At 67.0% G+C, this 22,679-nt stretch carries 19 protein-coding genes; 12 read left to right on the forward strand and 7 right to left on the reverse strand.

Annotation, left to right across the window (positions count from 1 at the left end; all coding sequences use genetic code 11):
• Positions 1–12: 12 nt before the first annotated feature.
• The 5 genes from fimX to ACTJJX_RS00670 form a co-directional block, all read right to left on the reverse strand.
• On the reverse strand, positions 13–2,088 hold the full coding sequence (gene fimX / locus ACTJJX_RS00650; protein ID WP_003123576.1) for a cyclic di-GMP-binding protein FimX: 2,076 nt from the start codon (positions 2,086–2,088) through the stop codon (positions 13–15).
• 64 nt (positions 2,089–2,152) lie between these two features.
• The gene (gene fimW, locus ACTJJX_RS00655; protein WP_003113922.1) at positions 2,153–3,976 is read right to left on the reverse strand and encodes a cyclic-di-GMP receptor FimW; all 1,824 of its coding nucleotides are present in this window, start codon (positions 3,974–3,976) and stop codon (positions 2,153–2,155) included.
• Positions 3,977–4,292: 316 nt separating this feature from the next.
• Positions 4,293–5,162: an archaetidylserine decarboxylase gene (asd, locus tag ACTJJX_RS00660; protein ID WP_003095677.1), complete on the reverse strand. Its 870-nt coding sequence runs from the start codon at positions 5,160–5,162 to the stop codon at positions 4,293–4,295.
• A gap of 3 nt (positions 5,163–5,165) precedes the next feature.
• Positions 5,166–5,981: a thiosulfate sulfurtransferase gene (rhdA, locus tag ACTJJX_RS00665; RefSeq protein ID WP_003113925.1), complete on the reverse strand. Its 816-nt coding sequence runs from the start codon at positions 5,979–5,981 to the stop codon at positions 5,166–5,168.
• A 74-nt stretch (positions 5,982–6,055) separates the two neighbouring features.
• Positions 6,056–7,567, reverse strand: a complete 1,512-nt coding sequence (locus ACTJJX_RS00670) for an HDOD domain-containing protein (protein WP_016852201.1) — start codon at positions 7,565–7,567, stop codon at positions 6,056–6,058.
• Between the two features lie 140 nt (positions 7,568–7,707).
• On the opposite strand from ACTJJX_RS00670, the gene motA reads away from it, so the two are divergent.
• Together motA and motB are read left to right on the forward strand one after the other, a co-directional pair.
• Positions 7,708–8,559 (forward strand): flagellar motor stator protein MotA, encoded by an 852-nt coding sequence (gene motA / locus ACTJJX_RS00675; RefSeq protein ID WP_003102044.1) that lies wholly within the window; start codon positions 7,708–7,710, stop codon positions 8,557–8,559.
• A 19-nt stretch (positions 8,560–8,578) separates the two neighbouring features.
• Positions 8,579–9,622 (forward strand): flagellar motor protein MotB, encoded by a 1,044-nt coding sequence (gene motB, locus ACTJJX_RS00680; protein WP_003095673.1) that lies wholly within the window; start codon positions 8,579–8,581, stop codon positions 9,620–9,622.
• Between the two features lie 3 nt (positions 9,623–9,625).
• Here motB and rsgA read toward each other — a convergent pair whose 3' ends face one another.
• Positions 9,626–10,645, reverse strand: coding sequence for a small ribosomal subunit biogenesis GTPase RsgA (gene rsgA, locus ACTJJX_RS00685; protein WP_003113927.1), 1,020 nt, complete (start codon positions 10,643–10,645; stop codon positions 9,626–9,628).
• Between the two features lie 111 nt (positions 10,646–10,756).
• Between rsgA and orn the strand changes: the two genes are divergently transcribed.
• On the forward strand, positions 10,757–11,299 hold the full coding sequence (gene orn, locus ACTJJX_RS00690; protein WP_003095671.1) for an oligoribonuclease: 543 nt from the start codon (positions 10,757–10,759) through the stop codon (positions 11,297–11,299).
• A gap of 33 nt (positions 11,300–11,332) precedes the next feature.
• On the opposite strand, the gene queG is transcribed toward orn, so the two are convergent.
• Positions 11,333–12,418, reverse strand: a complete 1,086-nt coding sequence (gene queG / locus ACTJJX_RS00695) for a tRNA epoxyqueuosine(34) reductase QueG (RefSeq protein WP_003110324.1) — start codon at positions 12,416–12,418, stop codon at positions 11,333–11,335.
• 81 nt (positions 12,419–12,499) lie between these two features.
• Here queG and ACTJJX_RS00700 point away from each other — a divergent pair, with 81 nt between their 5' ends.
• The 9 genes from ACTJJX_RS00700 to hflC all read left to right on the forward strand — a co-directional run bounded on the left by ACTJJX_RS00700 (position 12,500) and on the right by hflC (position 22,663).
• Positions 12,500–14,008 (forward strand): bifunctional ADP-dependent NAD(P)H-hydrate dehydratase/NAD(P)H-hydrate epimerase, encoded by a 1,509-nt coding sequence (locus tag ACTJJX_RS00700; RefSeq protein ID WP_003123572.1) that lies wholly within the window; start codon positions 12,500–12,502, stop codon positions 14,006–14,008.
• Positions 13,996–14,463 carry a tRNA (adenosine(37)-N6)-threonylcarbamoyltransferase complex ATPase subunit type 1 TsaE gene (gene tsaE / locus ACTJJX_RS00705; RefSeq protein ID WP_016852200.1) on the forward strand — a complete coding sequence of 156 codons (468 nt, stop codon included), beginning with the start codon at positions 13,996–13,998 and terminating at the stop codon, positions 14,461–14,463. The genes ACTJJX_RS00700 and tsaE overlap by 13 nt, the downstream gene beginning before the upstream one ends.
• Before the next feature lie 8 nt (positions 14,464–14,471).
• Positions 14,472–15,899 (forward strand): N-acetylmuramoyl-L-alanine amidase AmiB, encoded by a 1,428-nt coding sequence (gene amiB, locus ACTJJX_RS00710; RefSeq protein WP_003123571.1) that lies wholly within the window; start codon positions 14,472–14,474, stop codon positions 15,897–15,899.
• Positions 15,899–17,800 (forward strand): DNA mismatch repair endonuclease MutL, encoded by a 1,902-nt coding sequence (gene mutL, locus ACTJJX_RS00715; RefSeq protein WP_003106411.1) that lies wholly within the window; start codon positions 15,899–15,901, stop codon positions 17,798–17,800. The genes amiB and mutL overlap by 1 nt, the downstream gene beginning before the upstream one ends.
• Positions 17,801–17,857: 57 nt before the next feature.
• Entirely contained in the window at positions 17,858–18,829 is a 972-nt protein-coding gene (gene miaA / locus ACTJJX_RS00720; protein WP_003106415.1) for a tRNA (adenosine(37)-N6)-dimethylallyltransferase MiaA, read from the forward strand.
• 105 nt (positions 18,830–18,934) lie between these two features.
• Positions 18,935–19,183: an RNA chaperone Hfq gene (gene hfq, locus ACTJJX_RS00725; protein ID WP_003095657.1), complete on the forward strand. Its 249-nt coding sequence runs from the start codon at positions 18,935–18,937 to the stop codon at positions 19,181–19,183.
• 12 nt (positions 19,184–19,195) lie between these two features.
• Entirely contained in the window at positions 19,196–20,497 is a 1,302-nt protein-coding gene (hflX, locus tag ACTJJX_RS00730; RefSeq protein WP_003095652.1) for a ribosome rescue GTPase HflX, read from the forward strand.
• Positions 20,498–20,591: 94 nt separating this feature from the next.
• A complete protein-coding gene (gene hflK / locus ACTJJX_RS00735) occupies positions 20,592–21,794 on the forward strand; it encodes an FtsH protease activity modulator HflK (protein WP_003106427.1) in 1,203 nt (400 codons plus the stop codon).
• Complete coding sequence (gene hflC, locus ACTJJX_RS00740; protein WP_003106429.1) at positions 21,794–22,663, forward strand: protease modulator HflC; 870 nt, start codon at positions 21,794–21,796, stop codon at positions 22,661–22,663. The genes hflK and hflC overlap by 1 nt, the downstream gene beginning before the upstream one ends.
• Positions 22,664–22,679 lie beyond the last annotated feature (16 nt).

The following is a 22,679-nucleotide window of genomic DNA, read 5'->3' on the forward strand; positions in this document are numbered from 1 at the left end:
GGCGCCCGTTCTTCATTCGTCTCCCGAGGAGAAGTCGTAGTCCATCGCCTGGCTCGGCCCCTGCAGGTAGTAGCCCTGGATGTAGGTGGCGCCGGCTTGCCACAGGGTGGCGAGGACGCTGGCGCTCTCGACGAAGGGGACGATGCTGAGCTTCTGCTGTTCGTGCAGTTCGGCGATCAGGCCCTTGAGGATCTCCTGGTTTTCCACCTGGTTGAGGTCCTGGACGAAGGAACCATCGATCTTGATGAATTGCACGGTCAGGTGCTTCAGCGCGTTGAACGGGTTCAGCGAGCAGCCGAACTGGCTGATCGCCGCCTGGCAATGCAGGGTGGCCAGGCCCTGGGTCAGTTGCTTGGCCTGCTTCAGATAGCTGGTGGCGTCGGCTTCGCTGATCTGGAACACCAGCGACTCCGGCGGCAGGCGCGCGGCCTTCAGCGCCACCCCGAGCCAGGGCAGCAGGCCGGGGTCTTGCAGGCTCGCGCTGGACAGGTGGACGAACAGCTTGGTCTGGTGCCCCTTGGCGCGATGCTCGGCGAGCAGCTTGATCGAATTGAGGATCACCCAGCGGTCGATCTTCTCCGCCAGCCCGGCTTCCTTGGCGGCATGCAGGAACTCCGCCGGCGGCACTTCCTGGCCCTGCGGATTGAGCAGGCGCAGGAGCACCTCGTAGTTCTCGTGGCTGTCGCCGCGCAGGCTGATGACTGGCTGGAACAGCAGGCGGAAGCTGTTGGTCTCCAGCGCCTGCTGGAGGATCGCGATGACGTCGCCGCGCTGGGCGGCGGCGGCAAGCTCTTCCGCCGGGTTGTACTGCTTGATCTGCGACCCGCCCTTGCGTGCCGCGTCATCGGCGCAGCGATGCGCACGGTTCATCACGTCCTGGGCCTTGGCGGTCTTCTCGTCGAGACCGGCGACGCCGATGCTGAGGGTGGCCTGGGCGCTGCGGCCGTTCAGCTCGAAAAGGTGGTTCTCGACTTTCTTCAGCAGTCGTTGCAGCGCCGCTTGCGCCTGCTCGGGAGTCTTGCCCTTGAACAGGGCGGCGAAGATCGAATCGCCGAAACGCGCCAGGTCGGCTTCCTCGCCGAACTGTTCACGCATCAGTCCGGCCAACTGGCCGAGCAGCAGGTCGATCCCGGAAAGCCCGTGGTCGGCCTGGAGCGAGGGGTAGCCGTTGAGATGGATATAGGCCAGGGTCGACGGCTTGCGGGCGGTCACCGCCTGCTGCACGGCGGCATCCATCAGGTCGAGGAAGTGGCTGCGGTTGTAGAGACCGGTGACCGGGTCCTGGCTGCTGACTTCGCGGAGCTTTTCTTCCAGCTCGGCGTTGTCGACCTCGCCGCGGATCACCACCTGGATGCAGGGTTCGCCGTCGTACGTGGCGGCGGAGAGGCTGATGCGCGCCTTGAATTCCTGGCCGTCGAGCTTGACCCCGGTGCAAACCAGTTCGGTCTGGCGCTGGTCGTTCTGGTAGCCCTTGAGGAAATCCTTGAAGGCGCCCTGGTCGCAGGAGGCGATCAGGTCGATGACCGGCAGGCCTTCCAGTTCCTCGGCGTCCTCGTAGCCGAACAGCGCCATGTAGGAGCGGTTGGCGTAGATGTGCATGCCGTCGTGGACGTAGGTGATGGCGTCGACCGAGCTGTCGAGCAGCAACTGGCAGCGTTTTTCCGCCTCGCGCAGGGCGAGTTCGGCGGCGCGGCGCGCGCGGCGTTCGGCGAGGCCGGCCAGCTCGCGGTTGGCGACCAGCACCAGGCGCTCGTCCTCGCCTTGCGGCAGGGCGTCCTGGGCGCCGAGCATCAAGGCGTCGGTGATGGCGTCGGAGTTGTTGTCGGCCACCAGCTGGATGAACGGGATGTCGCGCGACTGGCGGCGCAAGGTGGCGAGCGCCTCGCCGGGCTCGAGACACTCGCTGGTCGGCGCGGCGATCAGCAGGTCCCAGCTTTGCTGGAGGGTTTCGGCGAGGTCCTCGGGAGAGGTCAGTCGATGTACGCGGGTCGCGTGGCCGGCATTGCGGAACAGACTGACCAGGCGTTCGGCTTCGTTCTGCGAGTCTTCCAGAATCAGCAGGCGGATGGTTTTCTTTTCGATGGCCATGGAAAGGGCTCAGTCCGCGTCCGGGCGGGCGCGAAAAGACGGCGAATGGAGGTGTCGGGGCAATCTACAGAGACTTCCAGAGCGAGTCAAAATCTTCCTCCCCCGCAGGCGGCCGGGCCACTGGCGCTGTGACCGGCTTATCGCTCGGGGTGTTCACCGGTTCCGCCGAGCGGTATTCGAACTGGCTGAAGCTGCCGGTCGAGGCCTGCCGGCGATTCAGCACCGCGCGCCGCTCCTCGCCGTGCAGGTTGATCTGCACCCGGCTGCCCTCCTGGAACGGCAGGCGCGGGGTGATCACCGTCGCCGGCCGCGAGATCGCGGCGATCGCCGGCAGCAGCAGGGCGCGCAGGTAGTGGCTGCTCTGCTCGGTCTTGCGCAGCAGTTGCAGGCCGCAGGGCTGTGCCGCCGGGGCGATCATCTCGATGCCCATCTGCGTGCCGCCATTGCGTACCTGGCGGATCCAGCGCACCACCGCGATGCTCCACGCCTGGCCTGGAAGGTCCTGCAGGCCGACCAGTTCGCCCGCCTGCAGTTGGGCGGGCACCTCCTTCGGCCAGCTCAGGCAATAGCCGCCGGGGCTGTGGTTGACGATGGGCAGGGCGTAGGTCGGGTAGTCCTCGGTGGCGTCAGCCTGTGCGTGGGCCTGCGGGTGCCCGGGTTGCACACTGCGGGGCGACTGGTGCGGGCGGTACTCGATTTCCTCCAGCGGCATGCCGGGCTGCCAGTCGGTGACCTTCTGTGCATCGAAGGCGCCGGCCCAGGCGTCCTGGACGTCGGCCTTGAAGCGAGGCGCCTCGGGCGCTTCCTGGATCTGCAGGACCTCGTTGAACGGGCGGCGCCCGGCGAGGAAGTAGTGCAGGGCGCTCATGCCGATGCACAGGGTCAACTGGCCCTGGCCCTGGGTGCGCTGGAAGGTACGTTCGGCGATGTCACCCCAGGCCGAGGAGAGATGTTGCAGCAGGTCCAGGGTCACCCCTTCGATCAGCGGCAGGCGTGCTTTCGCGCGTTCGGCCTCGGGCTGCAGCAGGTATTCGCGGATCAGCTCGACCAGCGGCTGGGTGTCGATGCCCAGGGCACTGGCCAGTTGGGTCTCCGGGTACAGCGAACGGTAGCGCGGCGGGCCGTCGATCTGCGGCACGGCGATGAACAGCGAGCCGGGCAGCGTCGCGCTCTGTATCGACAGCAGCTGGCTCCAGGGTTCGAGCACCTCGGCGAGCCGTGCAATGTTGTTCTGGCGCATCTGGTTGCAGCGCGCGCAGCCGAGCAGCAGCGGAATCAGGTAGGCCTGCTCGACGCTCAGGCCGGGGGTGTGCTTGGCCAGTTCGTCGCGCACCGCGAGACGATGCACGCCGCGCTGGCTGGCCAACTGGTAGAGCTGGTGGAGTTCCAGCCAAAGCCCCTCGGGGACCGGGCAGTACAACTGGCTGGCGCGGATCAGCGGCCCGCACAGGCTGCGGATCGCCCGCTGGATGCCGACCGCGAACAGCTGCGCGCGGTCGCGGCTGTTGCGCGGCGCTTCCTGGACCACGATCAGCTTGTAGCCGATGGCCAGGTGGTTCTGCAGGGCCTGGCAGAGGTTGGCGATCTTGCGCGGCCGTTCGTCGAGGACGATGGCCTGGTTGAGGAAGTGCCGTTCCAGGTGGGCGCAGACGAAATGCACCTCTGGACGGAACAGTTCGAGCAGTTGCAGGCGGGCCTCGACGGGCAGCACCAACTGGTTGAGTTCGATCAGGCCCTGGTAGAGCTGGCGCGCGGTTTCCCCGAGGTTGGCCTTGGGCAGGTGCGCCAGCCAGTACTTGATGTCCTTCGGGGTGGCGTCGCAGAAGCTCAGGTTCTGCTGCGTCGGAGTGGGGACGCGCAACGAGAGGTGGGGGCTCTGGTTTTCCATGGGGGGTTAGACGGCTCCGCTACTGAAAAGGCTCTACGGGGGATGAAGCCCCGGAGAGGTGCCGGACTTCCGATCGCCGCGGCTGCGCCTCCTCTTTCTTAACACGGGAGGCGGGTTCATCGTCGTGGCCAGGACAGGAACTGTGCGGCAGTCCGCTTTCCTGACCGAGGGGTCGGCACAGGCTCGATAGGACCTTTCCGAACTCTAGCAGCATCGAAATGGACCCGCAGCCTTCGGACGCCACGATCCCGTCGGGAGGTCCCGGCGGCGGGGAGAGATGGGACGGAGACGCTCGGGGCGCTCCGTCCCGGCGAGGTCAGGACTGTTTCGGCAGGGCCAGGCATTCGCCCATGCGCACCGGGCTCGCTGCCCCGAGGCCGTCGTTGAACGCGACCTGCTGCGGGCCGAACAGGACGATGGCGGTGGAGCCCAGCTTGAAGCGACCGAGCTCGGCGCCTTTTTCCAGGCGGATCGGCGCACGGGCGGCTTCGTCGTAGCGGAAGGTCTTCAGTTCGCGCTTCGGCGGCGTAACCAGGCCGGCCCAGACGGTTTCGATGGAGGCTACGATCATCGCGCCTACCAGCACCACGGCCATCGGACCGCGCTCGGTGTCGAACAGGCAGACCACCCGCTCGTTGCGGGCGAACAGCTCGGGAACGTTTTCCGCGGTGGTCTGGTTCACCGAGAACAGCCGGCCGGGAACGTAGACCATCTCGCGCAGGGTGCCGGCCAGCGGCATGTGCACGCGGTGGTAGTCCCGGGGGGACAGGTAGACGGTGGCGAAGTCGCCGCCCATGAAGGGCGCGGCCAGTTCGGCGTCGCCGCCGAGCAGTTCGGCCAGGCTGTAGCTGTGGCCTTTGGCCTGGAAGATCCGCCCGTGCTCGATCGGGCCGAGCTGGCTGATCGCGCCATCGGCCGGGCAGAGCACCGCGCCGGGCTCCTGGGCCAGCGGGCGGGCGCCATCCTTCAGGGCGCGGGTGAAGAAGGCATTGAAATGTTCATAGGCCTGCAGGTCCTCGACCTGCGCTTCGCGCATATCGACCTGGTAGCGCCGGGCGAACCAGGCGATCAGGCGGTCCTTGAACCAGGTCGCCCGGCAGTCGGCGGCGAAGCCGATCAGCCGGGACAGCAGGTGGTGCGGCAGCAGGTACTGGCTGCAGATGAACAGACGATCTTTGAACGACATTCCTCAAACCTCTACAGGGGTATCGGGGTGGTTGCCCCATTCCGACCAGGAGCCGGCGTAGCCTTTGACCCGCGGGTAGCCCAGCGCCTTGGCCACCAGGTAGGTGAAGCCGGAGCGATGGTGGGTCTGGCAGTGGGTGATCACTTCCTTGTCCGGCGTGATGCCGAGGTCCTCCAGGACTTCGGCGATATCCGCGCGGATGCGCAGGGCGCGAGCCGGGTCCATGCCGGCGGTCCATTCGAAATTGATCGCGCCGGGCACATGCCCGGCCTTCGCGGCGAGCACCTTGGTACCGGCGTATTCGCTGGGGTTGCGCGCATCCCATACCGCCAGGTCGGCGGCGCCGAGGCGGCTTTGCAGGTATTCGCGGGTCGCGCTGGGCTCGTCGTGCAACGTCAGCGGCAGCGGGCCGCCGACAGGCGCCGGGACCTCGCGGTCGAGCGCCTGGGCGTCGGCGATCCAGGCCGGCAGGCCGCCGTTGAGATAGTGGTAGTGGTGGTGGCCGATCACGTCCAGCAGCCAGATGAAGCGGCCCGCCCAGCCGCCGCCTTCGTCGTCGTAGACCACGTAGGTCGCCTCCGGGCGGTGGCCCAGCTCGCCGAACAGGGCTTCCAGGTCGGCCTTCGCCGGTAGCAGGCCGGGTGCCGGGGGTTGTCCCCACTGGGTGCGTTTGGGGTCGACGAAACGCGCGCCGGGGATATGCCCTTCGGCGTAGCGGGCGGCACTGGTCAGGTCGACCAGGATCAGCTCGGGCGCGCCCAGGCGCGGCGCGAGGTCGCTGGGCTCGATCACCAATGGCAGGTCGGAGAAAACGGACATGCGAGTACCCCCGGGTTGAAGAAGGGCAGCAGTTTAACGGAAAGCGCGCCCGACCAGTGTGCCGGGCATGTCCCTCATTCCGTGTGGCGCTGGCTGCCGAACTGCTGGATCGCGCGCTCGGTGCACTGGGCGGTCTTGGCGAAGGCCTGGGCATGCAGGTCGCTGAACGGCTGGCCGCCGAGGTCGGCCAGGACCAGCATCACCACCCGCGAGCCGTTGCCCAGCGAGCGCAGCAGCAGGTGAGGCCCGGGGAACAGTTGGCGCAAGGGTTCGCCGAGGGCCGGCAGCAACTGGTCCTGGTTGTTCGGGCCGATGCGCAGCAGGGCGGGTTGCTGGAACAGTTTCTTCAGCAGCGGGCTGCTGGCAATCTCCAGTTGCAATTTCTCCTGGCCCGGTTCGAGTCCGGCGCTCTGCTGCGCCAGCACGTGTACCTGGGTGCGATCGGCCACCAGCAGCAGCATCCTTTGCAGGCCGCAGGCGCGCAGCGCATCGCGGGCACAGGCGGTGAGCTGCACCACGTTGCTGAACGGGCTGGGCTCGCGGAGCAACTCGGCGCAATGCTGCCGCCACTCGGCCAGGGCTTCCGCCGAGGGCGGCGGCGGGGGCGCCGCTTCGGCACGCCAGCGGCTGGCCTGCCAGGGCCAGATCAAGGCCACCGCCGGATGCCACAGCGGCGGTCGGGCGTGCAGGCGCGCGCTTTGCGCGGCGAGCATGTGCACCTGCTGCTGGACTTCGGTCAGCGGCTGGCCCAGGTACAGGCCGGTCAGGCGCTGCCAGCGCAGCATGTGCGGCCCGTCCCAGCTCTGGTGCGCGGCGATGGCCAGGCCATTGGCGAGGAGAGTGCAGTTGGCCGGCTGGGTCAGCCAGCGGGCGAGATCGGGCTGGGCATCGAGTTGCTGTTGCTGGAGCAGGGGCGACTGATGGTCGCGGGCGATACGCAGGGCTCGAACCAGCAGGCGACGGTCGCAGGCGAGCAGGCGATAGCCCTGGATGACCCACTGCGGTAGCCGCCAGCGTTCGGCCAGCGCCAGGCAGATCGGCAGCAGGCGCATGCCGAGCAGTTCGCGCTCCACTCGCAGGGTCGGTTCGCCCTGTACCAGCACGCGTTGCTGCCATTGCTCCAGCAACTGCGGGCGGGCGTTGGCCAGCGCCCAGACCGGAGCCATGGTCAGCAGGCTGCCCCAGTGGATTTCCTGCCAGAGCCTGGCCAGGCGCGCGCCGAACAGGCCGCTGGCCTGCTGCATGGCGTGCTGGCTGATCAGCAGCATCTGCCCGAGGACCCTGGGCATCTCCGCATCCTGGATGCTCGGCAGGGTCTTCAGAAGTTGGCTCGCGCGCGCCAGGCCGAGGCGGCTGAGGGCCACCTCCAGGCTTTCCGCGGGGTTGTCGCGGGCGCTCTCGGCGCGATTGGCCTCGCGCAGGATGGACAACGCCAGCGTCGGGCTGCCCTGCAACTGGTCGGCGATCTCGCGCAGCGAGCGACGGCTGTCGCTCAGCGCGGCGTGCAGGCCGGCATAGTGGCTGGCGGGGATCGGCAGGGGTTGCCGGTCGAGCTCTTCGAGCCAGGCGGCGAGGCGGTCTGTCATGGGTGTCGGGCTCGGTGTCGGCGAGGCGGCGAACTGGCTTTTCGAGTATTCGGACTATAGTCTTGCGGCTAGCAACCGATAACAAGAGGGAGCCTAGCAGTCCCCCTCCTTATCCTGTTCATTTCGCACGTCCGGTCCTCATGTCAAAAATCATCGGCATCATCGTCGTTTTCGCCAGTGTCCTCGGGGGCTTCCTGCTCTCCGGCGGCAAGATCGGCGCCATCATCCAGCCCTTCGAGGTCCTGATCATCGGTGGCGCGGCACTGGGGGCGTTCCTCCAGTCCAACCCGGGCAGCACGTTCATGGTGGTGCTGAAGAAAGCGCCGAAGATGTTCAGCAACCGCTTCACCCAGACCTACTACCTCGAGGTGCTGGGCATGCTCTACGAGATCCTCAACAAGAGCCGGCGCGAAGGGATGATGGCGATCGAGGCGGACATCGAGGACCCCGCGGCCAGCCCCATCTTCAGCAAGTACCCCGGTGTGCTGAAGGATGAGCGGATGACCGCCTATGTCTGCGACTACCTGCGCATCATGTCCTCCGGCAACATGGCGCCGCACGAGCTGGAAGGCCTGTTCGACATGGAGCTGTCCAGTCTCAAGGAGGACCTGGAGCATCCGTCCCACGCGGTGACCAAAGTCGCCGACGCCCTGCCGGGCTTCGGTATCGTCGCCGCGGTACTCGGCATCGTCATCACCATGGCGTTGCTTGGCGAAGGCAGCCAGGCGGAGATCGGCCACCACGTCGCCGCCGCCCTGGTGGGCACCTTCCTCGGGATTCTCGCCGCCTACGGCTTCGTCGGCCCGCTGGCGGGCGCCCTGGAGCACGATGCCAAGGAAGAGTTGAACCTGTTCGAGGCGATCAAGGCCTGCCTGGTCGCTTCCGCTTCCGGCATGCCGCCTTCGCTGGCCGTCGAGTTCGGCCGCAAGGTGCTGCTGCCCGCCCATCGGCCGACCTTCGCCGAGCTCGAGCAGGCCGTGCGCGGCCGCTGAGTGGAGGCACTGTCGATAGATGGACAATAACCAGCCGATCATCGTCAAGCGCGTCAAGCGCTATGCCGCCGGCCACCACGGCGGCTCGTGGAAGATCGCCTTCGCCGACTTCGCCACGGCGATGATGGCGTTCTTCCTGGTGCTCTGGCTGCTGTCTTCGGCCACCCCGGAGCAGAAGAAGGCGATTTCCGGATACTTCCAGGACCCCATCGGTTTCAGCGAAAGCGCCAGCCCCTACGTCATCGACCTCGGCGGCACGCCGACGCCGGCGCCGGACAAGACCCTCAATCCGCAGGTCCAGGCCCAGCCGGACTCCAACGAAAGCCGGATCAGCCCCGAGCAGGACCACCAGGTCAACGCCGATCAGGCCGAGAACCTCGCCGAGCAGGTTGAGCGAGAGCGTCTGGCGCTGCTGCTGCAGGAGTTGCAGAACAAGGTCGACGAAAATCCGATGCTCAAGGACTTCAAGGACCAGATCCACTTCGAGATCACCCGCGACGGCCTGCGCATCCAGATCGTCGACGCCGCCAACCGGCCGATGTTCGACCTCGGCAGCGCGCGCCTGCAGCCGTATTTCGAGGACATCCTGCTGGCCATGGCCGAGACCATCCGCCAGGTGCCGAACAAGATCAGCATCAGCGGCCACACCGACGCCAAGCCCTATGCCGGCAACGGCGACTTCGGCAACTGGGAGCTATCGGCCAATCGCGCCAACGCCGCGCGCCGTGCGCTGGTCGCCGGCGGCTATCCGGAAGGGCAGATCGCCCAGGTTGTCGGCTATGCCTCGGCACGCCTGTTCGACGACAAGGACCCGCTGAACCCGGTGAACCGGCGGATCGACATCGTGGTCCTGACCCGCAAGGCGCAGAAGGCCATCGAAGGCGAGACCGGCGCTCCCGAAGCCAGCGCCCCTGCGGCTGCCCCGGGCGAGCAGCCGAAGCCGGCTGCCGAGGCACCGGCGGCGGGCGCGCAACCTTCGCTACCGGCGGACGAGGTGCAGAAGAAGCTCAACCTGTTCGACGACGGCGGCAGCCTGAAGCTGGAGCAGATCAAGGGCGACTGAGGTTCAGTAGTCCGTTTCCGGCATGCTTGCCAGAATGTGCCGGTAGCTGGCCATGCGTTGCGGCATGATGCGCCCGTCCTCCAGGGCCTGGAGCAGGGCGCAACCTGGTTCACGGTCGTGCTTGCAGTCGCGGAAGCGGCAATGCCCGAGCAGGTCGCGGAACTCGATGAAACCGGCCTCGACATCGTCTCGCGACACGTGCCCCAGGCCGAACTCACGGATGCCGGGCGAGTCGATCAGGTCGCCGCCGCCGGGAAAATGGAACAGTCGCGCGGTGGTGGTGGTATGGGTGCCCTTGCCGGTCACCGTGGAGAGGTCGCCGACACGTGTGTCGACACCTGGCAACAAGGCATTCACCAGCGACGACTTGCCCACCCCGGACTGCCCGACGAAGACGCTCACGTGACCGTCCAGCGCGCCGCGCAGTTCGTCCATCGCCAGGCCATTGAAGGCCGACACCTCGATCAGCGGGTAACCCAGGGTGCGGTAGACATTCAGCAGCGCATCGATGCCTTCGGCATTGCTCTCGTCGACCAGATCGGCCTTGTTCAGCAGCAGCAGCGGCTGGATGCCGGCATGTTCGGCGGCGATCAGGTAGCGGTCGATCAGGTTGGCGTGCGGTTCGGGACGCGGGGCGAAGACGATGACGATGCGGTCGACGTTGGCCGCCACCGGCTTGAGCAGCCCGCGCATGTCCGGGCGGCACAGCTCGGAGCGGCGCGGCAATTGCGCGACGATCACGCCGATGCCCTGGTTGCCGGCGCGCCAGACCACCTGGTCGCCAGTCACCAGTGCCGGCAGGTTGGCGCGCAGGTGACAGCGGGAAACCTGGCCGTCGGCGGACTCGACCTCTACCTGAACCCCGAAATGAGCGATCACCTGGCCGGTCTGCTCCGGTCCCAGGTCGCCGCCCTCCAGCTCTTCCACGGCACGCGACTCGCGACGGGCCGCCCGGGCCGCGCGTTCTTCCTGGATCTTTTCGATGCGCCAGCTCTGCCGGCGGGTCAAGTGGCGTTTGGCCATGATGCGTCCGCATGAAAAATCGGCGGCGAGTTTAACATGGGCGCGCCGCCATCATTCGCGCGGCGGCGTTCCACGCTAGAATGCACGGCATAGCGACTGGAGCGACTCCCCATGCAGAACCCGCAGAACCTTATCTGGATCGACCTGGAGATGACCGGCCTCGATCCGGACCGGGACGTCATCATCGAGATGGCCACCATCGTCACCGACAGTGACCTCAACACCCTGGCCGAAGGACCGGTGATCGCCATCCACCAGCCAGAGGAAATCCTCGCCGGCATGGACGAGTGGAATACCCGCCAGCACGGCCAGTCCGGCCTGACCCAGAGGGTTCGGGAAAGTACCGTGAGCATGGCCGAGGCCGAGGCGCAGACCCTGGCCTTCCTCGAGCAGTGGGTGCCCAAGCGCAGCTCGCCGATCTGCGGCAACAGCATCTGCCAGGACCGCCGCTTCCTCTATAGGCACATGCCCAGGCTGGAAGGCTACTTCCACTACCGCAACCTCGACGTCTCCACCCTCAAGGAGCTGGCCGCGCGCTGGGCGCCGCAGGTCCGCGAGAGCTTCAAGAAGGGCAACACCCACCTGGCGCTGGACGATATCCGCGAGTCGATCGCCGAGCTGCGCCACTACCGCGACCACTTCATCAAGCTCTGATCCGTCCGGACCGGGCGGCAGGCGCCGGCCGGGCTAGGTTTCCCCGTGGCGCCGCAGGGCCCATTCCACGTGCTCGCGGACCAGCTCCGAAGGGAACCCGCGGCGCGCCTTCAGCGCCTCCAGCACCGGGATGGTCGAGGGCGCGTTGCCCAGCCCCACCGCCAGGTTGCGCAACCAGCGCTCGTAGCCGGCGCGGCGCAGCGGCGAACCCTCGGTGCGGCCGAGGAACTCCTCCTCGCTCCAGAGGAACAGTTCGGCGAGTTCGGCGTTGTCCAGGCTGTGGCGCGGCTGGAAGTCGCCCTGCCCGGTGGGGCGGGCGAAGCGATTCCATGGGCAGACGATCTGGCAGTCGTCGCAGCCGAATACCCGGTTGCCGATCAGTGGTCGCAGCTCCAGCGGAATCGCGCCCTTGTACTCGATGGTCAGGTAGGAGATGCAGCGTCGCGCGTCCAGCCGGTAGGGGCCGACGAAGGCCGCGGTCGGGCAGATGTCCAGGCAGGCCGAGCAGCGTCCGCAATGCTCGCTGTCCATCGCCGGGTCGACGGGTAGCGGCATGTCGACGAACAGCTCGCCGAGGAAGAAGTAACTGCCGGCCTTGCGGTTGAGCACCAGCGTGTTCTTGCCGATCCAGCCGAGGCCGGCCTGTTCGGCGATGGCCTTTTCCAGCACCGGCGCGCTGTCGACGAAGGCGCGGAAACCGAACGGGCCGACTTCGGCCTGGATGCGCTCGGCCAGTTGTTGCAGACGCTTGCGGATCAGCTTGTGGTAGTCGCGGCCGAGGGCGTAGCGCGAGACGTAGGCTTTTTCCGGCGTCGCGAGGACCTGCGCCATGCGCGTGTCGCCGGGCAGGTAATCCATGCGCAGGGAGATCACCCGCAGCGTGCCGGGAACCAGCTCGGCAGGTCGCGAGCGCTTGCTGCCGTGCGCCGCCATGTAGTCCATCTCGCCGTGGTAGCCGGCCTCCAGCCAGCGCTGCAGGTGCGCTTCGTGCTCGCCCAGCTCGACGTCGCTGATACCGACCTGCTGGAACCCCAGCTCGCGGCCCCAGTCCTTGATGGACTGGGCGAGGCGGGCGGGGTCCGGCGGGGAAAGGTTGTCGGCCAGAGGCTGGGGAGTCATGGGAGGCAACGAAGACGAGGGAAAGCGAAATGGGATAGGTATAATTCTGCCAGACTGCGCGCCTGACGCCGAATCGATCCGATGACCATGACCTTCCAGCACGACGACCTGCCACTCGCCCTCTATTCCGCCGCCCAGGTGCGCGACCTCGATGCGCGCCTGATCGCCGCCGGCACGCCGGGCTTCGAACTCATGCAGCGCGCCGCCCACGCCGCCTGGCGTGCCTTGCGCCGCCGTTGGCCGGAGGCCGCGGCGCTGACGGTGCTCGCCGGGCACGGCAACAATGCCGGCGACGGCTACCTGATCGCGGCGCTGGCGCAACGTGCGGGTTGGCGAGTGCGGGTGCTGGCGGTCGCGGCGCCGCAGCGGCTTGCCGGCGACGCGGCGCAGGCGCATGCCGCCGCGCTGGCGACCGGGGTCGTGGTGGAGCCCTGGAGTGAGTGCGCCGTGCTCGAGGGCGTAGTAGTGGATGCATTGCTCGGCACCGGCCTGGCAGGTGCCGTGCGCGAGCCCTTTGCGCAGGCCATCCGCTTGGCCAACGCCGCCGACCTGCCGGTGCTGGCGGTGGATATTCCTTCCGGCTTGAGCGCCGACACCGGTGCGGTATTGGGGGAAGCGATCAGGGCGGATCTGACAGTGACTTTCATCGGCCTGAAGATCGGGCTGTTCACTGGCGAGGCGCCGGCACGGGTCGGCGAGCTGGTGTTCGACGAACTCGGCAGCGACGCCGTCGTGTTGCAAGGGCTCCAGCCCCGGGCCCACCGTTTGGCACGAAATGCCCTGCCGAGTCTGGCAGCGCGGCCGCGGACCGCGCACAAGGGGCTGTTCGGCCACCTGCTGGTGGTCGGCGGCGACACCGGCATGGGCGGGGCCGTGCTACTGGCCGCGGAAAGCGCCCTGCGCTGCGGCGCCGGGCTGGTCTCGGCGGCGACCCGCGTCGAACATGTGCCGGCGTTGCTGAGCCGTTGTCCCGAGGTCATGGCCCATGGCGTGGCGTCGGCGAACCAACTGCTGGCCCTTGCCGAACGCGCCAGCGTGCTGGTGCTCGGTCCCGGTCTTGGCCAGCGCGCCTGGGGGCGTAGCCTGCTGAGCGCTGTCCGGTCGCGACCGTTGCCGCAGGTCTGGGATGCCGACGCGTTGAACCTGCTGGCCCTGGAACCGGTCGGAGCAGGGCCGCGGACATGGATTCTGACGCCGCATCCCGGCGAGGCCGCGCGCCTGTTGGGTCGCTCGACCGCCGAGGTGCAGGCGGATCGCCCGGCGGCGGCGCTGGAACTGGCGTGTCGCTACCAGGCGGTGGTGGTGCTGAAGGGCGCCGGCAGCCTGGTCGCCGCGCCGGACGGACGACTTGCCGTCTGTTCCCAGGGGCATCCGGCGATGGCTGGTGCCGGCATGGGTGACGTGCTGTCGGGCATCACCGGTGCCTTGCTGGCCCAGCACGTGGAGGCGTTCGAGGCGGCCTGCCTGGCGGTCTGGCTGCATGCCGCCGCCGGTGAGCGGCTCGGCGCCCAGGGGCGTGGACTGGCGGCGACCGATCTCATACCTACCGTTCGTCAGTTGCTCGAGGAGTGCAGTCCGTGTCTGAAGTGATCCTGTCCGCCGAAGGGGATGACGCGATGCTCGAACTGGGCAGGCGCATCGCCCGGGCCAGCGGGGGGCAGGGGGTGATCTACCTGCATGGCGACCTCGGCGCCGGCAAGACCACCCTCTCGCGCGGCATCCTGCGCGGCCTCGGCCATGCCGGCTCGGTGAAAAGCCCGACCTTTACCCTGGTCGAGCCTTACGAAATCGGCGAGCTGCGCGCCTACCATTTCGACCTGTACCGGCTCGCCGATGCGGAGGAATTGGAGTTCTTCGGCATCCGCGACTATTTCGACGGCAGCGCACTCTGTCTGATCGAGTGGCCCGAGCGCGGTGCGGGCGTTTTGCCAACCGCCGATCTGGACATTACCATTACTGCCCAAGCGGGTGGACGGACACTGCGCCTGGTACCGCACGGTGCGCGGGGCGAAGCCTGGTGTGCCACCCTGACCATGGGAGCATGAGAAAAACGATGGGTTGGGGCTTGCGTCTGCGGACGTTGTTGACTGGGGTGATGATTCTGCTGGCCTGCCAGGTCGGCGAGGTTCTGGCCGCCGCGCAAATCAAGAGCGTGCGGATCTGGCGCGCTCCGGACAACACCCGTCTGGTCTTCGATCTCTCCGGTCCGGTGCAGCACAGCCTGTTCACCCTGGCCGCTCCCAACCGTATCGTCATCGACGTCAGCGGCGCCCAACTGGCGACCCAGCTCAACGGTCTCAAGCTCGGCAACACCCCGATCACCGCGGTGCGCTCCGCCCAGCGCACGCCCAACGACCTGCGCATGGTCCTCGACCTGTCGGCGCAGGTCACCCCGAAAAGCTTCGTCCTGCCGCCCAACCAGCAATACGGCAACCGCCTGGTGGTCGATCTCTACGACCAGGGCGCCGACCTGACCCCGGACGTGCCCGCGACGCCGACCCCGAGCGTGCCGGTCACCCCGGTGACGCCGACCCAGCCGGTGGCCAAGCTGCCGCTGCCAACCAAGGGCGGCACCCGCGATATCGTCATCGCCATCGACGCCGGCCACGGCGGTGAAGACCCTGGCGCCCTTGGCCCGGGCGGGTTGCACGAGAAGAACATCACCCTGTCGATCGCTCGCGAGCTGCAACGCCAGATCAACCAGGTGCGCGGTTACCGGGCCGAGCTGACCCGTACCGGCGACTATTTCATCCCGCTGCGCAAGCGCACCGAGATCGCCCGCAAGAAGGGCGCCGACCTGTTCGTCTCGATCCATGCCGACGCCGCGCCGAGCCGCAGCGCCTTCGGTGCCTCGGTGTTCGCCCTGTCCGACCGCGGCGCCACTTCGGAAACCGCGCGCTGGCTGGCCGACAGCGAGAACCGTTCCGACCTGATCGGCGGCGATGGCAGCGTCAGCCTCGGCGACAAGGACCAGATGCTCGCCGGCGTGCTGCTCGACCTGTCGATGACCGCCACCCTCTCGTCGAGCCTGGATGTCGGCCACAAGGTACTGACCAATGTCGGCCGCATCACTTCGCTGCACAAGCGTCGTGTCGAGCAGGCCGGGTTCATGGTGCTGAAGTCGCCGGACATCCCATCGATCCTGGTGGAAACCGGCTTCATCTCGAACGTCAACGAGTCGCGCAAGCTGGCCAGCGCCAGCCATCAGCAGGCTTTGGCGCGTTCGATCACCAGCGGCATCCGCCAGTATTTCCAGCAGAGCCCGCCGCCCGGCACCTACATCGCCTCTTTGCGCGCCCAGGGCAAGCTCTCCATGGGGCCGCGCGAGCACGTGGTGCGGCCCGGAGAGACCCTGGCGATGATCGCCCAGCGCTATGAAGTGAGCATGGCCGCGCTGCGTAGCAGCAACAGCCTGTCCAGCGACAACCTGAAAGTCGGCCAGGCCCTGTCCATCCCGAGCACCGCCCTGGCGGCCCAGTGATGAGTGAAGCACCGCGTATCCAGCTGCTGAGTCCGCGGCTGGCGAACCAGATCGCCGCCGGTGAGGTGGTCGAGCGTCCCGCCTCGGTGGCCAAGGAACTCCTGGAAAACAGCCTTGACGCCGGTTCCCGGCGCATTGATGTGGAGGTCGAGCAGGGCGGCATCAAGTTGCTGCGAGTGCGCGACGACGGTCGCGGCATCCCCGCCGACGACCTGCCGCTGGCCCTGGCTCGCCACGCCACCAGCAAGATCCGCGAGCTGGAAGACCTGGAGCGGGTGATGAGCCTCGGCTTCCGTGGCGAGGCGCTGGCCTCGATCAGTTCGGTAGCGCGCCTGACCATGACCTCGCGTACCGCCGACGCCGGCGAAGCCTGGCAGGTGGAAACCGAGGGCCGTGACATGCAGCCGCGGGTACAGCCGGCGGCGCACCCGGTGGGGACCAGCGTCGAGGTTCGCGACCTGTTCTTCAACACCCCGGCGCGGCGCAAGTTTCTGCGTGCCGAGAAGACCGAGTTCGACCATCTGCAGGAGGTCATCAAGCGCCTGGCGCTGGCCCGCTTCGACGTGGCTTTCCACCTGCGCCACAACGGCAAGACCATCTTCGCCCTGCACGAGGCGCGAGACGAGCTGGCCCGCGCGCGCCGGGTCGGCGCGGTGTGCGGCCAGGCATTCCTCGAGCAGGCGCTGCCGATCGAGGTCGAGCGCAACGGCCTGCACCTGTGGGGCTGGGTCGGCTTGCCGACCTTCTCCCGCAGCCAGCCGGACCTGCAGTACTTCTATGTGAACGGGCGCATGGTGCGCGACAAGCTGGTCGCCCACGCGGTGCGCCAGGCTTATCGCGACGTGCTGTACAACGGCCGGCATCCGACCTTCGTGCTGTTCTTCGAAGTCGATCCGGCGGTGGTGGACGTCAACGTGCACCCGACCAAGCACGAAGTTCGCTTCCGTGACAGCCGGATGGTCCATGACTTCCTCTATGGCACCCTGCATCGTGCGCTGGGCGAGGTCCGTCCCGACGACCAGCTCGCGCCGCCGGGGGCGACCAGCCTGACCGAGCCGCGTCCGACCGGCGCTGCCGCCGGCGAGTTCGGCCCGCAGGGCGAGATGCGCCTGGCCGAGAGCGTGCTGGAGAGTCCGGCGGCACGGGTGGGCTGGAGTGGCGGCTCATCGGCCTCCGGCGGCTCCTCCGGCTATTCCGCCTATACCCGGCCGGAGGCGCCGCCCTCTCTGGCCGAGGCCGGTGGCGCCTACAAGGCCTACTTCGCGCCGTTACCCGCGGGCGAGGCGCCAGCCGCGTTGCCCGAGAGCGCCCAGGACATCCCGCCGCTGGGTTACGCCCTGGCGCAGCTCAAGGGCATCTACATCCTCGCCGAGAACGCCCACGGCCTGGTGCTGGTGGACATGCACGCGGCCCACGAGCGGATCACCTACGAGCGCCTCAAGGTGGCGATGGCCAGCGAAGGCTTGCGTGGGCAGCCGTTGCTGGTGCCGGAGTCGATCGCGGTCAGCGAGCGCGAGGCGGATTGCGCGGAAGAGCATTCCAGCTGGTTCCAGCGCCTGGGCTTCGAGCTGCAGCGCCTGGGGCCGGAAAGCCTGGCGATCCGGCAGATCCCTGCGCTGCTCAAGCAGGCGGAGGCGACCCAGTTGGTGCGCGATGTCATCGCCGACCTGCTGGAATACGGCACCAGCGACCGTATCCAGGCGCACCTGAACGAGTTGCTCGGCACCATGGCCTGCCATGGTGCGGTGCGCGCCAACCGGCGCCTGACCCTGCCGGAAATGAACGCCCTGTTGCGCGACATGGAAATCACCGAGCGCAGCGGCCAGTGCAACCATGGGCGTCCGACCTGGACCCAACTGGGCCTGGACGAGCTGGACAAGCTCTTCCTGCGCGGACGCTGAGCCTTGCAGCTTCGGGCGCAAAGCCCGAAGCTATGCGCTTTGTCCAAGAGCTTTCCGATGTCTTCCCTGCCTCCCGCCATCTTTCTCATGGGGCCGACCGCCGCCGGCAAGACCGACCTGGCGATGGCGCTGGCCGATGCGCTGCCCTGCGAGCTGATCAGCGTCGACTCGGCGCTGATCTACCGCGGCATGGATATCGGTACGGCCAAGCCTTCCCGGGAGCTGCTGGCGCGCTATCCGCACCGCCTGATCGATATCCGCGACCCGGCGGAGAGCTATTCGGCCGCGGAATTTCGCGCCGACGCCCTGGCGGCGATGGCCGAGGCCACCGCGCGCGGCAGGATTCCCCTGCTGGTGGGGGGCACCATGCTCTATTACAAGGCGTTGCTCGAGGGCCTGGCCGACATGCCCGGCGCCGATCCCGAGGTGCGCGCGGCGATCGAGGCCGAGGCCCAGGCCGAAGGTTGGGAGGCGCTGCACCGGCAACTCGCCGAGGTCGACCCGGAATCGGCTGCGCGTATCCACCCCAACGACCCGCAGCGACTGATGCGGGCGCTCGAGGTGTATCGCCTCGGCGGGGTGTCGATGAGCGACCTGCGTCGCCGGCAAAGCGCTGAAAAGGCGGATTTTGACGCGTCAGGCAGGAATCAATTGCCGTATACTGTCGCTCAGCTGGCGATTGCTCCCGAGCAGCGCCAGGTGTTGCACGCGCGGATTGCGCAGCGTTTTCGCCAGATGCTGGAACAGGGTTTCATCGCCGAGGTCGAAGCACTGCATGCCAGAAGTGACTTGCATGCAGGATTACCGTCTATTAGAGCCGTGGGTTACCGTCAGGTGTGGGATTACCTGGATGGCAAGCTGTCCTACGCTGAAATGACCGAGCGCGGCATCATCGCTACCCGCCAGTTGGCCAAGCGCCAGTTCACCTGGCTGCGAAGCTGGAGCCATCTACACTGGATGGACAGCCTAGCAGGTGACAATCTGCCGCGTGCCTTGAAATACCTGAAAACGGTCTCCATATTGGCCTGAGACCTTAATTTGTCCGTCTGTTTCCGGAACGACTCCGGAGTTTGGACGGCGCCAAGTCACCCTATTCGACTACTTCAAACTACGATCCTTAAAGGAGTGCGGCACATGTCAAAAGGGCATTCGCTACAAGACCCTTACCTCAATACCCTGCGGAAAGAACGCGTCCCGGTTTCCATCTATCTGGTCAACGGCATCAAGCTGCAAGGCCAGATCGAGTCCTTCGACCAGTTTGTCATCCTGCTGAAGAACACCGTCAGCCAGATGGTTTACAAGCACGCGATCTCCACCGTGGTACCGAGCCGTCCGGTGCGTCTGCCGAGCGGTGACCAGCCGGCCGAGCCGGGCAACGCTTGACGGGAGTCCGCTTTGTTCTTTGAGCGCCCAGGTGGTGGGGAACAGGCTGTTCTGGTGCATCTGGAAGGGCAGAACCCCGAGGCGCGTGAAGACCCGCAGGAGTTCCAGGAGCTGGTGCGTTCGGCCGGCGCGGAAACGGTGGCATTCGTCAGCGTCTCCCGCCACCAGCCGAGCGCCAAATATCTTATCGGCAGTGGCAAGGTCGAGGAGTTGCACGACCTGGTCAAGGCCGAAAACGTCGAGCTGGTGATTTTCAACCACACCTTGACGCCCAGCCAGGAGCGCAACCTCGAGCGTGCGTTCGAGTGCCGCGTACTCGATCGGACCGGGCTGATCCTCGACATCTTCGCCCAGCGCGCACGTACCCACGAAGGCAAGTTGCAGGTGGAACTGGCGCAACTGGAGCACATGAGCACGCGGCTGGTACGCGGCTGGACCCACCTCGAACGGCAGAAAGGCGGTATCGGTCTGCGCGGTCCGGGCGAGACCCAGCTGGAAACCGACCGACGCCTGCTGCGCGTGCGCATCCGCCAGATCAAGCAGCGCCTGGAGAAGGTCCGCAGCCAGCGCGAGCAGGCTCGACGCGGGCGCAAGCGCGCGGATATCCCGGCGGTCTCCCTGGTCGGCTATACCAACGCCGGCAAATCGACCCTGTTCAATGCGCTCACCGCCTCCGAGGTGTATGCCGCCAACCAGTTGTTCGCCACCCTCGACCCCACCCTGCGTCGCCTGCAACTGGACGATCTCGGGCCGGTGGTGCTGGCCGACACGGTGGGCTTCATCCGCCACCTGCCGCACAAGCTGGTGGAGGCCTTCCGCGCTACGCTGGAAGAGTCGAGCAACGCCGACCTCCTGCTGCACGTGATCGACGCCTACGAGCCCGAACGGGATGCGCAGGTCGAGCAGGTGCTGGCGGTGCTCGGCGAGATCGGCGCCAACGAATTGCCGATGCTCGAGGTCTATAACAAGGTTGACCTGCTACCCTCGGTCGAGCCGCACATCCAGCGCGACGACTCCGGCAAGCCGGTGCGCGTCTGGCTGTCGGCGCAGACTGGCGAAGGCCTCGACCTGTTGCGCCAGGCCATCGCCGAGCTGCTTGGCGAGGACCTGTTCGTCGGAACCTTGCGCCTGCCCCAGCGGCTCGGGCGCCTGCGCGCCCAGTTGTTCGAACTGGGCGCGGTGCAGTCCGAGGCGCACGATGAGGAGGGTTGTACCCTGCTGCAGGTGCGCCTGCCGCGGGCCGAGTTGAACCGCCTGGCGAGCCGCGCTGGCTGGCAGCCGGCGGAGTTCGTTGCGCAACACACTTTGCAATAAAGCCCGTATCGCTGCTTTTGGCAGCGGGCAGGGCATTCGGTAGCATGGGTGGCCGCGCCGCAGGCGCGTTTCGCGTTACTAGATGGAGAGCGCTATGGCTTGGAACGAGCCGGGTGACAACTCGAACAACAACGATCGAGACCCGTGGGGAGGCCGCCGCGGTGGTGGTGGCGGCGGTGGTGACCGCAAGGGGCCGCCCGACCTGGATGAGGCTTTCCGCAAGCTTCAGGACAGCCTGAACGGGCTGTTCGGTGGAAAAAAACGCAGTGGCAACGGTTCCGGCTCCGGTTCCGGCGGCAAGGGCGGTGGCCTGGGCCTGTTCGGCATCGGCCTGGCGATCCTCGCCGTGCTCTGGCTGTACAACGCCATCTATGTGGTGGACGAGCAGGAGCAGGCGGTCATCCTGCGCTTCGGCAAGTATTACGAGACGGTCGGTCCCGGCCTGAACTTCTACTTCCCGCCGATCGACAAGCGCTTCCAGGAGAACGTCACCCGCGAGCGTGCGTACAGCAAGCAGGGGCAGATGCTCACCGAGGACGAGAACATCGTCGAAGTGCCGCTGACCGTGCAGTACAAGATCAGCAACCTGCAGGACTTCGTGCTCAACGTCGACCAGCCCGAGGTCAGCCTGCAGCAGGCGACCGAGAGCGCGCTGCGGCATGTCGCCGGCTCCACCACCATGGACCGGATCCTCACCGAAGGTCGCGAGCAGATGGCGACCGAGGTGCGCGAGCGCCTGCAACGCTTCCTGGATACCTACAGGACCGGTATCACCGTGACCCAGGTGAACATCCAGAGCGCCCAGGCACCGCGTGAGGTGCAGGAAGCGTTCGACGACGTGATCCGGGCCCGCGAGGACGAGCAGCGCGAGAAGAACCAGGCCGAAGCCTATGCCAACGGCGTGGTGCCGGAGGCACGTGGCCAGGCCCAGCGCATCATCGAAGAAGCCAACGGTTACCGCGACGAGGTGATTTCGCGCGCCCAGGGCGAGGCGGATCGCTTCTCCAAGCTGCTGGTGGAATATCGCAAGGCTCCGGAAGTGACGCGCGAGCGTCTGTACCTGGACACCATGCAGGAAGTCTTCAGCCAGACCAGCAAGGTGCTGGTGACCGGTCAGCAGGGGCAGAACAACCTGCTCTACCTGCCGCTGGACAAGATGATCGATGGTCGTAACGCCGCGCCCGCTACGGGGGCCGGTGCTTCCGCCGGTGGTGGCAGCGCCAGCGCTTCCGACCTGGGGTCGCGGATCGTCAACGATCTGCGCCAGCAAGACGCGCGTACGAGGGAGAGCCGCTGATGGGCAACAAGTCTTTGATCGCTCTGATCGTCGGTGTCGTCGCCGCCATCGTCCTGTGGAACAGCGTCTACGTAGTCCAGCAGACCGAGCGCGCGGTCATGTTGCGCTTCGGCCGGGTGGTCGAGTCCGACGTCAAGCCGGGCCTGCACTTCAAGATCCCGTACGTCAACCAGGTGCGCAAGTTCGACGCTCGCCTGCTGACCCTGGATGCCCCGACCCAGCGCTTCCTGACCCTGGAAAAGAAAGCGGTGATGGTGGATGCCTATGCCAAGTGGCGGGTGGCGGATGCCGAGCGCTTCTACACCGCTACCTCGGGCCTCAAGCAGATCGCCGACGAACGCCTGTCGCGGCGTCTCGAAGCGGGTCTGCGCGACCAGTTCGGCAAGCGTACCCTGCATGAAGTGGTATCGGGCGAGCGCGACGCGCTGATGGGCGACATCACCGCTTCGCTGAACCGCATGGCGCAGAAGGAGCTGGGTATCGAGGTGATCGACGTGCGGGTCAAGGCCATCGACCTGCCGAAGGAAGTCAACCGCAGCGTCTTCGAGCGGATGAGCACCGAGCGTGAGCGCGAGGCCCGCGAGCACCGCGCCAAGGGTCGCGAACTGGCCGAAGGCATTCGTGCCGACGCCGATCGCCAGCGCCGGGTAATCGTTGCCGAAGCCTACCGCGAGTCGGAAGAGACCCGCGGTGACGGCGACTCCAAGGCTGCCGCGATCTACGCCAAGGCCTACAACCAGGATCCGGAGTTCTATTCCTTCTACCGTAGCCTGAAGGCGTATCGCGAAAGCTTCGCCGAGAAGCGCGACGTACTGGTGCTCGATCCGAGCAGCGAGTTCTTCCGCTATCTGAACAAGGCCAACAAGTAATACTCGGTTCTCCGGC

The sequence above is a fragment of the Pseudomonas sp. 22490 genome (assembly GCF_052044465.1).
Taxonomy (GTDB): domain Bacteria; phylum Pseudomonadota; class Gammaproteobacteria; order Pseudomonadales; family Pseudomonadaceae; genus Pseudomonas; species Pseudomonas aeruginosa.

Coding starts and splice junctions, on each gene's coding strand:
- fimW (WP_003113922.1), bottom strand. CDS start 3,976: ATGGAAAACCAGAGCCCCCACCTCTCGTTGCGCGTCCCCACTCCGACG.
- orn (WP_003095671.1), top strand. CDS start 10,757: ATGCAGAACCCGCAGAACCTTATCTGGATCGACCTGGAGATGACCGGC.
- asd (WP_003095677.1), bottom strand. CDS start 5,162: ATGTCGTTCAAAGATCGTCTGTTCATCTGCAGCCAGTACCTGCTGCCG.
- ACTJJX_RS00670 (WP_016852201.1), bottom strand. CDS start 7,567: ATGACAGACCGCCTCGCCGCCTGGCTCGAAGAGCTCGACCGGCAACCC.
- queG (WP_003110324.1), bottom strand. CDS start 12,418: ATGACTCCCCAGCCTCTGGCCGACAACCTTTCCCCGCCGGACCCCGCC.
- rsgA (WP_003113927.1), bottom strand. CDS start 10,645: ATGGCCAAACGCCACTTGACCCGCCGGCAGAGCTGGCGCATCGAAAAG.
- rhdA (WP_003113925.1), bottom strand. CDS start 5,981: ATGTCCGTTTTCTCCGACCTGCCATTGGTGATCGAGCCCAGCGACCTC.
- hflK (WP_003106427.1), top strand. CDS start 20,592: ATGGCTTGGAACGAGCCGGGTGACAACTCGAACAACAACGATCGAGAC.
- amiB (WP_003123571.1), top strand. CDS start 14,472: ATGGGTTGGGGCTTGCGTCTGCGGACGTTGTTGACTGGGGTGATGATT.
- hfq (WP_003095657.1), top strand. CDS start 18,935: ATGTCAAAAGGGCATTCGCTACAAGACCCTTACCTCAATACCCTGCGG.
- motA (WP_003102044.1), top strand. CDS start 7,708: ATGTCAAAAATCATCGGCATCATCGTCGTTTTCGCCAGTGTCCTCGGG.
- miaA (WP_003106415.1), top strand. CDS start 17,858: ATGTCTTCCCTGCCTCCCGCCATCTTTCTCATGGGGCCGACCGCCGCC.
- motB (WP_003095673.1), top strand. CDS start 8,579: ATGGACAATAACCAGCCGATCATCGTCAAGCGCGTCAAGCGCTATGCC.
- hflC (WP_003106429.1), top strand. CDS start 21,794: ATGGGCAACAAGTCTTTGATCGCTCTGATCGTCGGTGTCGTCGCCGCC.
- ACTJJX_RS00700 (WP_003123572.1), top strand. CDS start 12,500: ATGACCATGACCTTCCAGCACGACGACCTGCCACTCGCCCTCTATTCC.
- fimX (WP_003123576.1), bottom strand. CDS start 2,088: ATGGCCATCGAAAAGAAAACCATCCGCCTGCTGATTCTGGAAGACTCG.
- mutL (WP_003106411.1), top strand. CDS start 15,899: ATGAGTGAAGCACCGCGTATCCAGCTGCTGAGTCCGCGGCTGGCGAAC.